We start from the raw sequence: 13544 nt of genomic DNA on the forward strand, positions 1-13544 counted from the left end.
AGCTGTGCGTTGTCTGTAGGTAGGCCCGACAGTTGCTGACTGCGAGCTGGTGTCTGGTGTCTGGGGTCTAAACCGGCTTCTCGATGTCCGCGGCGTCGAGAATGGAGTAGGCGTAGCCCTGTTCAGCGAGGAAACGCTGCCGTTTAGCCGCGAAGTCCTGGTCCAGGGTGTCCCGGGCCACCACCGTGTAGAAGTGCGCCGCCTTGCCGTCGGCTTTGGGCCGCAGCAGCCGGCCCAGCCGCTGGGCCTCTTCCTGCCGGGAACCGAAGGACCCGGACACCTGCACGGCCACTGAAGCTTCCGGCAGATCGATGGAGAAGTTGGCAACTTTGGAAACCACCAGGGTGGTCAGCGTGCCGTCCCGAAACTCGTTGAACAGCCGCTGGCGTTCCTTCACCGGAGTGTCACCCTTGATGACCGGGGCATCCAGGCGCTCCGCCAGCTCATCCAGCTGGTCCAGGTACTGCCCGATCACCAGGGTCTGCTCGCCGGCATGGCGGCGGACCAGCTGTTCGACGACGCCGGTCTTGGTTTCCGATGTCGAGCACAGGCGGTACTTGTCTGCGTCTTCTGCCATGGCGTAGGCCACCCGCTCATCGCGGGGCAGATCCACCCGGACCTCGACGCATTCGGCCGGGGCAATGTAGCCCTGCGCCTCAATGTCCTTCCACGGCGCGTCGTAGCGCTTGGGGCCGATCAGCGAGAAGACTTCACCCTCGCGTCCGTCCTCGCGTACCAGTGTGGCGGTCAGCCCCAGGCGGCGGCGGGCCTGCAGATCCGCCGTCATCCGGAAAATCGGCGCCGGCAGCAGGTGCACCTCGTCATAGATAATCAGGCCCCAGTCATTGGCATCCAGCAGCTCGAGATGCGGATACAGTCCGCCGCGCTTCAGCGTGAGCACCTGGTAGGTGGCGATGGTGACCGGCCGGACTTCCTTCACCGCCCCGGAATATTCGCCAATCTCATCTTCGGTCAGCGACGTCCGCTTGAGCAGCTCGTCCTTCCACTGCCGGGCCGAGACCGTGTTGGTGACCAGGATCAGGGTGGTGGTTGAGCTGGTGGCCATGGCCGCTGCGCCCACCAGCGTCTTCCCCGCGCCGCAGGGCAGGACGACGACGCCGGATCCGCCGGCCCAGAAGTTCTCCGTGGCGAGCTTCTGGTACGGGCGCAGCGACCAGCCGTCTTCATTGAGCATGATGGGGTGCGGGGTGCCGTCCACATAACCGGCCAGGTCCTCGGCAGGCCAGCCAAGCTTCAGCAGCAGCTGCTTGAGCTGTCCGCGCATGGAGGACTGCACCACCACGGTCTCGCCGTCGATCCTCGGACCGAGCAGCGGCTGGATCTTCTTGGCGTGCATCACTTCTTCCAGCACCGGGTAGTCATTGGTGCGCAGCACCAAGCCGTGCTGGGGGTCCTTCTCCAGCCGCAGCCGTCCGTAGCGGGACATGGTTTCCTCAATGTCCACCAGCAGCGAGTGCGGCACCGGGAAGCGGGAGTAGGTCAGCAGGGTGTTAAGGACCTGCTCGGCGTCGAGCCCCGCGGCCCGGGCATTCCACAGGCCCAGCGGCGTCAGCCGGTAACTGTGGATGTGCTCAGGCGCCCTTTCAAGCTCGGCAAAGGCGGCGATGGCGTGCCGTGCCTCTGTCGATTGGGCGTGATCCACCTCCAGCAGAATGGTTTTATCACTCTGGACAATCAATGGTCCGTCAGCCATGCGCCGGGGTATCCTCCACTATTTCGACATCCATGATTCGGTGCACCGACACCACTCTCTCCACGTCCCGGCGCGGATCAAAGACCCGCACCCGTCCGTCGGTGACTGATAAGGGAACGAAAATTTCCTGCCGCTGATTCCCCTGGCTGTCCACGACACCCATCCGGACCGAGCTGCGGGTGCGGATGGCTTCGCGGAGGATTTCCAACCCGATCAGGGGCTGGCTCTCGCTGCGTCCGGCGACGGGGGGTCCGGAGCCGCGCAGGGCTGCCAGCTGGTCCGCAATATCCTCGTCCGTCAGTTCCCAGGGATTGAGCCGGGTGCGCGACGACGCCGGTACGGTGATGGGCGGATGCGCGTGGGATCCGGCCACCGGGCGGGCACGGCCCTCCAGCGCGGGCGTGTATCCGAGCTCGCGCAGGGTATGGGAGAGCTCCTGCGGGCTTGCCACGGAGCCGATGACGGTGGGCGACAGCCGCACCAGACCCAGGGCTGCTGTGCCGGGATCGACCATCAGGCCGGAGAGCCCGTCCTCGTCGTCGCTTCGGAGGTAGGAAGCCATGGCACCGACCCGGAGCCGTCCGTAGCGGGCGGCGGTGTCTTCCACCAGATACCTTAACGGCTGGGGGACTTCCGTGGCTGAATGCCGGCGCAGGAAGTCCAGGATGTCCGCGGCGCTCTGCCCGTCATCCAGGGCGCGGCGGATGGAGTCAGCGCTGAAGCGGTAGATGGTGGCAGGGCCCTGGCCCTCAGCCACAGCAATGGAAGCGAGCTTGCGGGCGACGCCGGGCTCCAGATATCCGGGAGCGACAGCCGTCAGGTCCGCCTGCAGCAGGAAGGAGTTCAGCGGTTCCGGAAGCGCATTGCGCAGGCGTTCCACCGCAGTGTCCCAGTCGCCGGCGGCAACGGCGGCGCCCAGGCCGGTGAGGGCCCCCGATCCGAGCAACCCCAACTGGGCGGCTTCTTTGAGGATGCCGGGCACCAGCCGCGCAAAGCGGCGCTGAAGCCGGGGCTGGCGCCAGGTCAAGGCACCCACGAGGGATTCTCCGTCAAGGGCTCCCGTGGAACCTTCCTCAGCGGTGTCCTCCTCCAGCATGGCGGCAAGCATCTCCAGCGACCGTTTGCGCACCAGCGGTGCATCGGGACGGGATGCCTCGGCTGCCAGGGCGTTGACAGCTCCGCCGCCGGGCAGCGGACTGCCCACCAGGGAGGGAGCACGGTCTGCCTCCAGCCATGCGCTCACGAGCTGCTTCCACTGCTCATGCCGGTCCAGGGTCAGCCAGGTCTCCTCGGTGACGCACCAGCGGGAGGTGGTGACGTCCAGAGACAACAGGCCGGCCAGTGCGGCCAGTTCCAGCAGCCAGGCGGTGGAGGGCACATCAACGCGCAGTGCTTCCGAAACCCGGCGCACCTCCCGCACTCCCACTCCGCCTGAACGCAGTGTGCTGATCGGTGTTGACGCGGCAAGGGTCAGCAGCTCGGTGACCAGCCGCAGGGTTTCGGCCACTGCCCCGAAAGCGGCATTATCCCGCACGTTGTTGGAGACACGCCGGGTTGCCGGAACGGGAGGTGAAAGCTTGAAATCAGAAACAATGACGTGACCCCGGGAGGCCTGGCCCACGGGGCGGGGAAGCTCCACATGCAGCGCATCCAGTGGAACCAGAAGTCCGCGGGCCACCAGCCACTCCACGGGTGTGGGGGAAGGATTATCAAGCACGGCACGGCCCAGCGCGGCCTTTTTGGGGATGGTACCCACCGGGGAGTACTTGAACCGTCGAAGGAGGTCGAGGGTTTGCTGCGGCGCATCGGCCATCAGCATGCTCCAGCCGGCCGGATCCGAAACCAGGTGGTGCAGCGAGTGGGCCGCGGTGGCAGGGGTGTCGGCCCTTTCCATGGGAATGCCGCTTTGGCGCAGTCCCTCCACAATGCCCACGAGCCGCTGGCCGAATTCCGGTTGGTGGACTGCAAGCGTGGAATAGGGCCGGCCCAACCCCGCGGGGTAGGCGCCCAGCGCTTCCCCCAGCACTGAGACCGGCAAATAGAAGCGGCGTCCGGCGTCGGCCTTGGGCGCTCCGGGGTGCGGAGTGGCGCGGCGCAGCAGGGCAAGTGCGTGCAGGTGGTTAAGGATGGCGTCCAGGGCCTTGATGGTGGACCCGGCTATGGCGCTCTTCAGCCACGACGCCGTGGTGCTGAGGTGCGAGTTTTCATTGGTCGTCAGGTCCACGGCCTCCAGGACCTGCAGCTCGGGGGAGGTGAGCTTTTCCAGCACGCGCTGGACGCTGATCCGTGTTGACGCACGGGCCGCAAGGGCTTGGAAATCAGGGACCGGAGGCAGGACCAGGTCTGGTCGGGCCGCAAGCAATTCACGCAGTTGGTCGTCACTGCGTGCAGCTAGATCTTCGGCTAAAGCTCGGATCGCGGACATCGTCTCCACGTTACCCGACCAGGAACCAAAACAAACGGCTTAGCCGCGTCGCCTGCGGCGGATTCCGTCAATTATTAGGCCTGCCATCAGGAGGAATGCCGCCGGGAGCAAATAGATGGCCCCCGCGGCGAAGCCGGGCCAGACGCTCTCACCGCGAAGAGCGGAGAGGAGAACAACTCCCAGGCAGAGCAGACCCAGGACAGCCAGCATCGCGGCCGTGCCCGAGAGCACCCGTCGAAAAATGGACTTCTGGGGGGCGGTGCGTTGCGGTGTCTCGCCGGGCGAAGGCGTGCGGGTGTCCATGGGCTTTAACGCTAACAGCGGAAACGGTGCCCTCCAAAGGTTGGGCACGGAGAAGGATTACCCGGGCGGGATATTCTAAAGGGAACAGACTTCCCCGTAGTATCTCTCCCGTAGTATCTGGCAGGCCCGCATTAAGTGGAAACAGCTGCCGCGCACCAGTGCTGCACGCGGACGAAATTACGGGATGCGGACAATGCGGCAGGCATCTGCTGCACTCAACAGCTAAGAACGAGGTAACCGAAGTGCCCATCGGCAAGGTCAAGTGGTTCGACACTGGTAAAGGTTTTGGGTTTCTGGCCACAGACGAGGGCCAGGAAGTATTTCTTCATGCCTCGGCGCTTCCGGCCGGTGTCACCGAGGTAAAGCCCGGTACCCGCATGGAGTTTGGTGTTGCCGACGGGCGGCGGGGGCCACAGGCCCTCTCGGCCCGGATCCTGGAAGCTCCGCCCTCGGTGGCCCGGGCCACGCGCAAGAGCGCGGATGACATGGCAATCATTACCGAAGACCTTATTAAACTGTTGGATGCAGTCTCGAACGGCCTGCGCAAGGGCCGGTATCCGGATAAGAAGCATGCCACCAAGGTGGCGGCCGTTCTGCGTGCCGTTGCCGATGACCTGGACGTATAAGGCGGACTCGCTGCATGAGCACTAGCGCAACAGAATCTTCCGAAACGGTTTCCGCGGCAGCTGCTGCCGACGGAACCCAGTCACCTGCCAAGGCCCCCCGCCGCGTACGCCGGCCATCGAAGCCGGACGCGGTTTTGGCAGCCGCCGTTGAAACGGCCCGTGCAGGACTTCTCGAAGTTGTCCCGGCTGAGCAGATCGGGTCCTACATCGGTGCGTTTCCCGACGCGGAGCGCCTGGTAACGCACCGTTTTGAGTCCCTGCGCCCCGGCTACAACGGCTGGCACTGGTATGCCACGGTGGCCCGGGTGCCGCGGGGCAAAGCGGCGACGGTGTGTGAGGTGGGCCTGCTGCCCTCGGAACATGCTGTTCTGGCTCCGGAATGGCTGCCGTGGTCGGAACGGCTGCGTCCGGAGGACGTTGCCGCTGAGGAAGCCGCCCGTGCGGCGCAGGAACGCGAACAGCCCGACGGCGACGGCAACGCAGCAGACGATGCCGCAGACAGTGCCGGGGACGGCACCGGCCAGGACGGGGCAGCGCAGGAGGATCGTTAAACCAGTGGGTCCGGGGGAAATCATCAAGTCTTGTCTGGCCGGTGGTGAGCTGTGTTCCGGTCGCTGAGGTTCTTTAACTACCGCATCTGGTTCCTGGGTGCGCTGGTGTCCAATATCGGCACCTGGATGCAGCGGACCGCCCAGGACTGGCTCGTGTACGACATCCTCACGGACCAGGATGCCGCCGCGATGGGCATTGTCATGGCCCTGCAGCTCGGTCCCCAGCTGGTGCTGGCTCCCTGGGCCGGACTGATTGCCGACACCTACAACCGGCGCAAGGTGCTGGTCTTCACTCAGGTGGCCATGGCCGCTCTGGGCCTGGGGCTGGGGGTGCTGGTGCTTTCGGGCGCCGCCCAGCTGTGGCACGTCTACGCCTTTGCGCTTGCGCTGGGTGTGGTCTCCGCCGTGGACGCGCCGGCCCGCCAAAGCTTCGTTTCGGAAGTCGTGGGTGAATCAGACCTGCCCAACGCCGTTGCCCTGAACAGTGCCTCCTTCAACGGTGCCCGCATGGTCGGCCCCGCCGCAGCAGGACTGCTGACGGTTGCGGTAGGCCCGGGCTGGGTCTTCCTTATTAACACCCTCACCTTCGCAGCCATGGTCATCGCCCTGCTGAAGATGCGCAGCAGTGAACTGAGGGTCCTGCCCAAAGCGGCTCCGGGCAAGGGACGCATCAGGGCGGGTTTGCGGTACGTCCGGCTTCGCCCCGACCTGATGATGGTGCTTCTGGCCGTGTTTATCGTGGGGACCTTCGGGCTCAACTTCGCCGTTTTCATTGCCGCCATGGCGCGCACCGAGTTTGGCCAGGATGCCGGAGTCTTCGGTTTGCTGAACTCGGTCATGGCCATTGGATCGGTGTGCGGGGCGCTGCTCTCGGCACGGCGGGACAAACCGCGGCTGCGTTTTGTCTTCGGCGCGGCCGGGGCTTTTGGTGCAGCCTGCCTGGTGGCAGCCTCAGCGCCCACCCTGTTGTGGTTTGCCGTGTCCCTCATTCCGGTGGGACTCTTTGCGCTCACCCTAATGACCAGCGCCAACGCCTATGTCCAAACGACCACCACCCCGGTGATGCGCGGGCGGGTGATGGCGCTGTACTTCGCCATCTTCATGGGAGGGACCCCCATTGGCGCTCCTCTGGTGGGCTGGGTTTCCAACAGTTTTGGGCCGCGCTGGAGCCTGGGCGTTGCCGCCGCTTCCGGGCTCATCACCGCCGTGGTGGGTTTCGTCTGGGCATGGCGGGCGCACCACCTGCGGATTCACTACGACCGCGCCCTTCCCCGGCGGCTCCACATGACCACTAGTGAGACAGAACAGGACCCGGGCCTGGTCTAAAGGCCGGGTCCTGCTGGTTGGCTGTCGCGCTGTCCGGGGGAACTACCGGGTGTGTTCGATGACGTAGTCAATGCACTGCAGCAGCGCACTGACGTCGTCCGGCTCGATGGCCACGAACGTCGCGATCCGCAGCTGGTTGCGGCCGAGCTTGCGGTAAGGCTCCACATCGACGACGCCGTTTGCGCGCAGCGTCTTTGCGATTGCCGCCGCATCAATGCTGTCGTCGAAGTCAATCGTGGCAATGACATTGGAGCGGTCCTCGGGCCGGGCCACGAAGGGAGTGGCCACCGGGGAAGCTTCCGCCCAGGCATAGATCCGGCCGGCGGAGTCCGCTGTGCGCGCGGTGGCGAAGTCCAGCCCGCCGTTTGCGTTCAGCCATTCGATTTGCGCGTTCAGCGTGACCAGGGTGGACAGCGACGGCGTGTTGTAGGTCTGGTTGAGCTTGGAATTGTCGATGGCCGTCTGCAGGTTCAGGAAATCGGGAATCCAGCGGTCCGTTGCATTGATCTGCGCTGCCCGTTCCAGTGCTGCGGGGGAAAACATGCCCAGCCACAGCCCTCCGTCGGAAGCGAAGTTCTTCTGCGGAGCAAAGTAGTACACATCGGACTCCGCCAGGTCCACATCCAAGCCACCGGCGGCAGAGGTCGCGTCGATGAGGACCAGTGAATCGGCGTCGGCGCCCTGAACCCGCCGGGCCGGTGCGGCGACGCCCGTGGATGTTTCATTCTGGGGCCAGGCGTAAACGTCCACTCCGGCCTCAGCGACAGCCTCGGGACGGGTTCCCGGGTCAGCCTTGATGATGGAGGACTCCGCGAGGAACGGAGCCTTGTTGGTGGCCGCGGCGAACTTGGAACCGAACTCGCCGAAGGACAAATGCTGTGCTTTTTCCCGAACCAGGCCGAAGGACGCCACATCCCAGAATGCGGTGGAACCGCCTACCCCAAGTACCACCTCGTAGCCGTCCGGTGCGCGAAAAAGGCTGGAGAGTCCCTCCCGGACGCTCCCCACAAGATTCCGGACGGGTGCCTGGCGGTGGGAGGTGCCGAGCAGGTTTGAGCCGGCGCGGGACAGTGCTTCCATCTGTTCCGGGCGCACCTTGGAGGGGCCGGCACCGAACCGCCCGTCCCGGGGGAGTAGTTCGGCGGGAATCGTAAGCGCGGCGGTTTCGCCCATGGGGTATCGCTCCAAGCGGTAGGCAGGGTGCTCTGATATGCCCTTTTATTCTGCCCCACCGTGCCGTGTCCGGGCCATTTGTGAACTCGCTCAGCAAGGTGCCGGACACTGCTGGAATTATCCGCCCTGTGGGTCAATGAAGTAACGTATTGGCAGTAATCACCTGTGGCGGCGGCGTCCCGCCGTTGTTCTCCTGATCTTCCCTCGAATACATAGGAGCGGCCCTGCCATGACGGACCTCATTGATACCACTGAGATGTATCTGCGGACCATCCTGGAGCTTGAAGAGGAGAACATCGTTGCGCTCCGGGCGCGGATCGCAGAACGCCTGCGCCATTCCGGGCCAACGGTTTCCCAGACAATCGGCCGGATGGAACGGGACGGACTGGTGGTGGTGTCCGGGAACAGGCATCTCGAGCTGACCGAACTGGGCCGGCGCCGGGCAACAGAAGTGATGCGTAAGCACCGTCTGGCGGAACGGCTGCTCTCAGACGTGATCGGCTTGGACTGGGCGTATGTGCATGATGAAGCCTGCCGCTGGGAACACGTGATGAGCGAGCGGGTGGAGCGGCGCCTTTACGAATTGTTGGGCCGGCCCACGGAATCGCCGTACGGAAACCCCATCCCGGGCCTGGAAGAGATTGGCGGAGTAGCCGCCGAACTCTTCCACCACGGAGTCATCAACCTGGTTGCGGCGGTTGCCGCGACTGAGCCCGGAACCAAGCTGCAGCTGGTTCGTCTTGCCGAGCCGGTCCAGGTGGAACCCGAGCTGCTCGTTCAGCTTGATGAGGCAGGGCTGCGCCCGGGAGCGGAACTTACCGCCGAGACGGTGGCCGGCTACATCTCCGTGCGCGTACCAGGAATTGAAGGGGCACTCGAGCTTCCTCCAGAGGTAGCCAACCACGTGTTTGTTTCCACCGCTGGATAACGGAATGGTCTCTTTTGGCTTCCTTAACCTATAGTGACTTACTGACGTTGAAATAACACCGTTATCCGGGCCTTACGCCGAACCCTGCCACTGGCCCGGAATTTCAGACTTTCAGGCAGGGGCGGAGGACCCATCAATCGGCAGCCAAGGCTGCCTCGGGGTGAAGCCTCCAGCATCAGCACAGCGGCCGCACCAGTGGTGCGGCCGGTGGTGAGTGCGGGGCCGAGTTTCTCTACTCGAATCCGACAGCTAACTTCGCAGGCATATGAGAGAGGTATACCTTGTCGAAGCATGCTGCCCCGGGCAGGCGCCGCGCGTCTGCTCCGGCCCCGGCTCCACGCCCCCGGAACGGCCAGACTTCCGGCCGCCGCCGCGCAGAAACCAAGAACCACACCCTAGGCGACACCGCACAAAAGGTAGCCATCACGGCGGCAACCTCCGGCCTGATCCTCACCGTTGCCATCCCCACCACCGCCGCCGTCAGCGAGCCCGTGCAGGAACTGCAGTCTGTTGCGGTTGAAGCCCCGGTGGTATCGGCTGACCCCGAAGCAGCCGTCAGCTTTGAACGCGCCGCGCTCAGCAGCAAATTCGATCCAGAAGCCAAACTCCGACACGTGGTTGTTGCCTCGGGTTCGGAGGTCTCTGCAGGCGCGGCCAAGGGAACGCTCGCGAAGCCGCTGGCAGCGGACCTCGTTGAAACGTCGGGCTTCGGCTACCGTGTCAGCCCGATCACGGGCACCGCGGGCGAGATGCACCGCGGCCAGGACTTCTCGGCCGCCTGCGGCACTGACGTCACGGCAGCTGCGTCCGGGACCGTGACCTTCTCGGGCTGGCACGCCTACGGTGGCGGCAACCGCGTGGTCGTGGACCACGGTAACGGTGTTGAAACGACTTACAACCACATGTCCAGCCTTGCCGTTGCTGTGGGAGCCACCGTGGAGCGGGGAGACCTGGTGGGGGCCAGCGGTACCACCGGTGCTTCCACGGGCTGCCACCTGCATTTTGAGGTCATGGTGAACGGCGAAGTTGTTGACCCGCTGGGCTGGCTGTGACCGCAGGATAACCATTCCGTGACCTGAACGTGACATTGGCCAAATGTTGTTGTAAGGTCATCCTCGTGCCTGATCGACCTAAAGATCGGGCACCCTCTAACAGATCGCCGAGCTCTGCCACTGTCCGAGGTCCGTTCGCAACATCGCATGGCAGAGGCGGGGGAACCAAATTCGGGCTTCGCAAGAAGCCCTTGGGGTTAAGTTGCCAGGCTTCACAGCCGGCAACCGGGTGACTCCCATCCGAATCCGACAGCTCACCTCGCAGGCATTGGGAGAGGCAAACTTGTGTCATCAGTAGCTCACGGCCGCCGTCGCGCGGCCACCGTCCAGTCGAGCCCAATTTCAGCATTGTCCCGGGCCGTCACCTCCAATGTGGGAACCATCGGCCGCCAGGCAGCCGTCGTCGTCGCTGCTTCAGGACTCGTCCTGGCCGCTGGTCTTCCCGCCCAGGCAGCCGTCAGCACCGATCGTCAGGCACTCGAGGCCACGCCGCTCAGTGCCGTAACCACCACCGGCGCCGTTTCGGTCTCCGCACAGGCACCCTTCGAACTGGCCACCATTGAGCCGGTCTCCGCTGTGTCCGGCGCTGAATACCGTGCCCAGGTTGCTGCGGAAGAAGCAGCAGCGACTGCCGCCGCCGTAGCCCAGGAGCAGGCAGCTCAGGCCCAGCAGGCTGCCGCCGTTCAGGCGCAGCAGGCCGTAGCCGTTCAGGCCCAGCCCGCAGCCCCGGCCGCCACCAACGCGGCACCGGCAGCGGCTCCGGCCGTCAACACCCCGGCTCCCGCAGCTGCTTCGGCTCCTGCTCCCGCAGCCAGCGGTATTGGCGCGGCCCTGGTAGCCTCCGCCTACTCGCAGATCGGCGTTGCCCAGGACTGCACCGCCATGGTGGAGAATGCACTGCGTTCGGTCGGCAAGTCGGTTGGCGACCTGGCTCCCGCACAGTTCTTCGCATACGGCTCTGTTGTCGGCTCGCCCGAGCCGGGCGACCTCGTCATCACCTCCGGCCACGTAGCAATCTACGTGGGCAACGGTCAGGTAATCAGCGGCGGCTTCGACGGTATGAACACCGTTCTGCACCCGCTGTCCTACCTCGGCGGCGCAAGCTTCGTCCGCGTCAGCTAAGCCCAGTTGCAGATAACGGAGACTTCACTCGCATGACTTCTACAACTGAGCGTGCCCGTCACCGGGCACCGGTGGAACGCACCGCCCCGCTGAGTGCACTTGCCCAGGCAGTGTCCGCCAACGCCGGAACCATGGGACGGCAGGCGGCTGTTGTTGTTGCCGCATCCGGCCTGGTCCTGGCTTCCGGTGTCGCAGCCAACGCGACAGGTTCCGATGTTGCCCGCGACGTTCAGACCAGCACGCTGGACCTGACCGCTGCCGCACAACTGACGGTTCCTTCCACTGCTTCCGTGAACTTTGACCGTCCGGCCGTTGCCGGTGTCATTACGGCTCCTGAAGCAGTGCAGCCTGAGATCGCAGTGCAGTCCCAGACTGCGCTGCAGACACCGGCAGGGCAGTCTGAGGCAGGGCAGTCCGAGGCAGGGCAGCCCGCGGCAGAGCAGTCCCAGGCAGCCGCCCCGCTGCAGGATGCAACTCCTGCGGGCTACGGTGCGCAGCCTGCCGTCTCGGCCAGCCCCGCTCCGGTTCAGGACAGCGCTCCGGCGGCCTCCGGTACGGCTTCCATCATTGCAGCGGCTGCTTACGCCCAGCTGGGCGTGTCGCAGGACTGCACCATGCTGGTTACCAACTCACTGGCTGCTGCAGGAATCAGTTTTCACGACTGGCCTGCAGGCTACCTGTCCCTGGGCAGCACCGTCAGCGCCTCACAGGCTGTTCCGGGCGACCTGATCTACTACGCAGACGGTGGCATGGGTATGGCCCATATTGCTGTTTACGTGGGCAACGGCCAGGCCATCCACGGCGGCTTCAACGGAAACTCCACGGTAGTCGCTCCGGCCGAGCTCGGCTCGGGCGGCGTGTACATCCGGGTCCGCTAGAGGGCCCGTAAAACACTCTGCGCACGCTCCGATACTCCGGAGTTGTCAAGGGTTCCTCCTTCGGGGGGAACCCTTGACGCGTTTAAACCTGCGGCTGGTGCCGGAAATGGCGAAGACCCGGATGGGGGCATACCCTTTCCATAGATCATCCGAAGTCCCTTCATCCGTCGACGGGTCTGGCCCCGCCGACGGACCGCAGGCGAAGAGGAAAACGTCTATGCGCACTCTCGTTCTGAATGCCGGGTATGAGCCGTTGGCTGTAGTGAGCTTCCGGCGGGCGCTGGTGCTGGTGTTGGCAGGAAAAGCAAGCGTTGTTGCAGAAGACGGCGAACCAGTGGTTGGGCCCACGGAAATCCTTCCTCGACCATCAGTGATCCTGCTGCACCGATATGTGAAAGTTCCGTATCGGGAAGGCACCGTTGCCACCCGGCGCGGAGTCCTGCGCCGTGATGGTCACCAATGTGCCTACTGCGGCAAGGCTGCGTCCACCGTGGACCACGTCCTTCCCCGGGCCAGGGGCGGGGCGGACAGTTGGGAAAACCTGGTTGCATGCTGCCTGCGGTGCAACAATGCAAAAGGCGACAGGACCCTCACCCAGCTGGGATGGCAGCTTAGGTTCCGGCCCCAGCCGCCGCGGGGAGCACGCTGGCAAATTCGCGAATTGGAACGGCCGGCACCGCAATGGAATCAGTTCCTCGATGCCGGCACCGCAGCCTGATGGAGCCCAATACCCGGGGGTCGGGCCATCTGGCCGGACACAATGCCATTATTCTTGCCGGCGGGAGATCCTCCAGGCTCGGCGGAACACCGAAAGCTCTGCTGGAGTCTTCCGGCCGCACGCTTCTGGCAGTTGCGCTGGAGGCTGCGTCCGGGGCACGCAGCTGCGCCGTAGCGGGGCCGCCGGAGCTGTCCGCTGCCGTGGAGGCATCCGGTGTTCCTGCGCAATTGGTCCGGGAGGACCCGCCGTTCTCGGGCCCGGCAGCCGCCGTAGCCGCAGCATGGACTGCGCTGGCGTCACGGGATGAGTTCACGGGGGCAACCCCGCCCGAATGGACGCTGGTCCTTGCCTGCGACATGCCGTTCATCTCTGCGGCAGTAACGGCGCTCCTCCTAGAAGCAGGCAACCCGGCAGACGACAGTCCTGAAGGAAGCCGACCGCCCCAATCCCTCCTCTGCGTTGACGAATCCGGAAGATCCCAGCCGTTGGCCGGACTGTATCGAACGGCTGCCCTGGGTGCCGCCGTCAGCTTCTTCGACAGGCCTGGCGGACTGGAAAACCTTTCAATGAAGCGGCTCCTTGCTAGGGTGCAATGGAGGAACGTTGCGGTGCCGCCCCACAGCACAGCGGACATTGACACCTGGGAGGACGCGGGCCGCTGGTCAGTGAAACCCGGAACCGCCGGGGACCCGGATGCGCCCGCGGCGTTGAATTAGCGTGCAGATATG

13 protein-coding genes and 2 riboswitches are annotated in these 13544 nt (G+C 64.8%); of the genes, 9 read left to right on the plus strand and 4 right to left on the minus strand.

The window, feature by feature from the left end; all coding sequences use genetic code 11:
- Positions 1-67: 67 nt before the first annotated feature.
- Genes CXR00_RS17000 through CXR00_RS17010 form a run of 3 tightly spaced genes read right to left on the minus strand, consistent with a single transcriptional unit; the run spans position 68 to position 4442 of the window.
- On the minus strand, positions 68-1714 hold the full coding sequence (locus tag CXR00_RS17000; RefSeq protein WP_104056085.1) for a DNA repair helicase XPB: 1647 nt from the start codon (positions 1712-1714) through the stop codon (positions 68-70).
- Positions 1707-4139, minus strand: a complete 2433-nt coding sequence (locus CXR00_RS17005) for a helicase-associated domain-containing protein (protein WP_104056087.1) — start codon at positions 4137-4139, stop codon at positions 1707-1709. The genes CXR00_RS17000 and CXR00_RS17005 overlap by 8 nt, the downstream gene beginning before the upstream one ends.
- A gap of 39 nt (positions 4140-4178) precedes the next feature.
- Positions 4179-4442 carry a hypothetical protein gene (locus CXR00_RS17010; RefSeq protein ID WP_104056089.1) on the minus strand — a complete coding sequence of 88 codons (264 nt, stop codon included), beginning with the start codon at positions 4440-4442 and terminating at the stop codon, positions 4179-4181.
- A 242-nt stretch (positions 4443-4684) separates the two neighbouring features.
- On the opposite strand from CXR00_RS17010, the gene CXR00_RS17015 reads away from it, so the two are divergent.
- From CXR00_RS17015 to CXR00_RS17025, 3 genes are read left to right on the plus strand one after another with little or no spacing between them, the layout of a single operon-like run.
- On the plus strand, positions 4685-5068 hold the full coding sequence (locus CXR00_RS17015) for a cold-shock protein (protein WP_104056228.1): 384 nt from the start codon (positions 4685-4687) through the stop codon (positions 5066-5068).
- 14 nt (positions 5069-5082) lie between these two features.
- On the plus strand, positions 5083-5619 hold the full coding sequence (locus CXR00_RS17020; protein WP_104056091.1) for a DUF3027 domain-containing protein: 537 nt from the start codon (positions 5083-5085) through the stop codon (positions 5617-5619).
- 51 nt (positions 5620-5670) lie between these two features.
- Positions 5671-6945: an MFS transporter gene (locus CXR00_RS17025; protein WP_104056093.1), complete on the plus strand. Its 1275-nt coding sequence runs from the start codon at positions 5671-5673 to the stop codon at positions 6943-6945.
- 42 nt (positions 6946-6987) lie between these two features.
- Here CXR00_RS17025 and serC read toward each other — a convergent pair whose 3' ends face one another.
- The gene (gene serC, locus CXR00_RS17030) at positions 6988-8118 is read right to left on the minus strand and encodes a phosphoserine transaminase (RefSeq protein WP_104056095.1); all 1131 of its coding nucleotides are present in this window, start codon (positions 8116-8118) and stop codon (positions 6988-6990) included.
- Positions 8119-8347: 229 nt separating this feature from the next.
- Here serC and CXR00_RS17035 point away from each other — a divergent pair, with 229 nt between their 5' ends.
- The 6 genes from CXR00_RS17035 (at position 8348) to CXR00_RS17060 (ending at position 13532) form a co-directional block, all read left to right on the plus strand.
- Positions 8348-9046 (plus strand): metal-dependent transcriptional regulator, encoded by a 699-nt coding sequence (locus CXR00_RS17035; protein WP_104056097.1) that lies wholly within the window; start codon positions 8348-8350, stop codon positions 9044-9046.
- A 65-nt stretch (positions 9047-9111) separates the two neighbouring features.
- A riboswitch (cyclic di-AMP (ydaO/yuaA leader) is annotated at positions 9112-9325 on the plus strand.
- 2 nt (positions 9326-9327) lie between these two features.
- Positions 9328-10098, plus strand: a complete 771-nt coding sequence (locus tag CXR00_RS17040; RefSeq protein ID WP_104056099.1) for a M23 family metallopeptidase — start codon at positions 9328-9330, stop codon at positions 10096-10098.
- A gap of 95 nt (positions 10099-10193) precedes the next feature.
- A riboswitch (cyclic di-AMP (ydaO/yuaA leader) is annotated at positions 10194-10380 on the plus strand.
- 3 nt (positions 10381-10383) lie between these two features.
- Complete coding sequence (locus tag CXR00_RS17045) at positions 10384-11220, plus strand: NlpC/P60 family protein (protein ID WP_104056101.1); 837 nt, start codon at positions 10384-10386, stop codon at positions 11218-11220.
- Between the two features lie 32 nt (positions 11221-11252).
- Positions 11253-12098 carry an NlpC/P60 family protein gene (locus CXR00_RS17050; protein ID WP_104056103.1) on the plus strand — a complete coding sequence of 282 codons (846 nt, stop codon included), beginning with the start codon at positions 11253-11255 and terminating at the stop codon, positions 12096-12098.
- Positions 12099-12315: 217 nt separating this feature from the next.
- Positions 12316-12816 carry an HNH endonuclease gene (locus tag CXR00_RS17055; protein WP_104056105.1) on the plus strand — a complete coding sequence of 167 codons (501 nt, stop codon included), beginning with the start codon at positions 12316-12318 and terminating at the stop codon, positions 12814-12816.
- Positions 12816-13532: a molybdenum cofactor guanylyltransferase gene (locus CXR00_RS17060; protein ID WP_219816044.1), complete on the plus strand. Its 717-nt coding sequence runs from the start codon at positions 12816-12818 to the stop codon at positions 13530-13532. Before CXR00_RS17055 ends, CXR00_RS17060 begins: the two co-directional genes overlap by 1 nt.
- Positions 13533-13544 lie beyond the last annotated feature (12 nt).

It is taken from the genome of Arthrobacter sp. 9E16 (assembly GCF_002929435.1).
GTDB classification, from domain to species: Bacteria; Actinomycetota; Actinomycetes; order Actinomycetales; family Micrococcaceae; genus Arthrobacter_B; species Arthrobacter_B sunyaminii.

Coding starts and splice junctions, on each gene's coding strand:
- CXR00_RS17005 (WP_104056087.1), bottom strand. CDS start 4,139: ATGTCCGCGATCCGAGCTTTAGCCGAAGATCTAGCTGCACGCAGTGAC.
- CXR00_RS17010 (WP_104056089.1), bottom strand. CDS start 4,442: ATGGACACCCGCACGCCTTCGCCCGGCGAGACACCGCAACGCACCGCC.
- CXR00_RS17055 (WP_104056105.1), top strand. CDS start 12,316: ATGCGCACTCTCGTTCTGAATGCCGGGTATGAGCCGTTGGCTGTAGTG.
- CXR00_RS17060 (WP_219816044.1), top strand. CDS start 12,816: ATGGAGCCCAATACCCGGGGGTCGGGCCATCTGGCCGGACACAATGCC.
- CXR00_RS17050 (WP_104056103.1), top strand. CDS start 11,253: ATGACTTCTACAACTGAGCGTGCCCGTCACCGGGCACCGGTGGAACGC.
- CXR00_RS17035 (WP_104056097.1), top strand. CDS start 8,348: ATGACGGACCTCATTGATACCACTGAGATGTATCTGCGGACCATCCTG.
- serC (WP_104056095.1), bottom strand. CDS start 8,118: ATGGGCGAAACCGCCGCGCTTACGATTCCCGCCGAACTACTCCCCCGG.
- CXR00_RS17020 (WP_104056091.1), top strand. CDS start 5,083: ATGAGCACTAGCGCAACAGAATCTTCCGAAACGGTTTCCGCGGCAGCT.
- CXR00_RS17000 (WP_104056085.1), bottom strand. CDS start 1,714: ATGGCTGACGGACCATTGATTGTCCAGAGTGATAAAACCATTCTGCTG.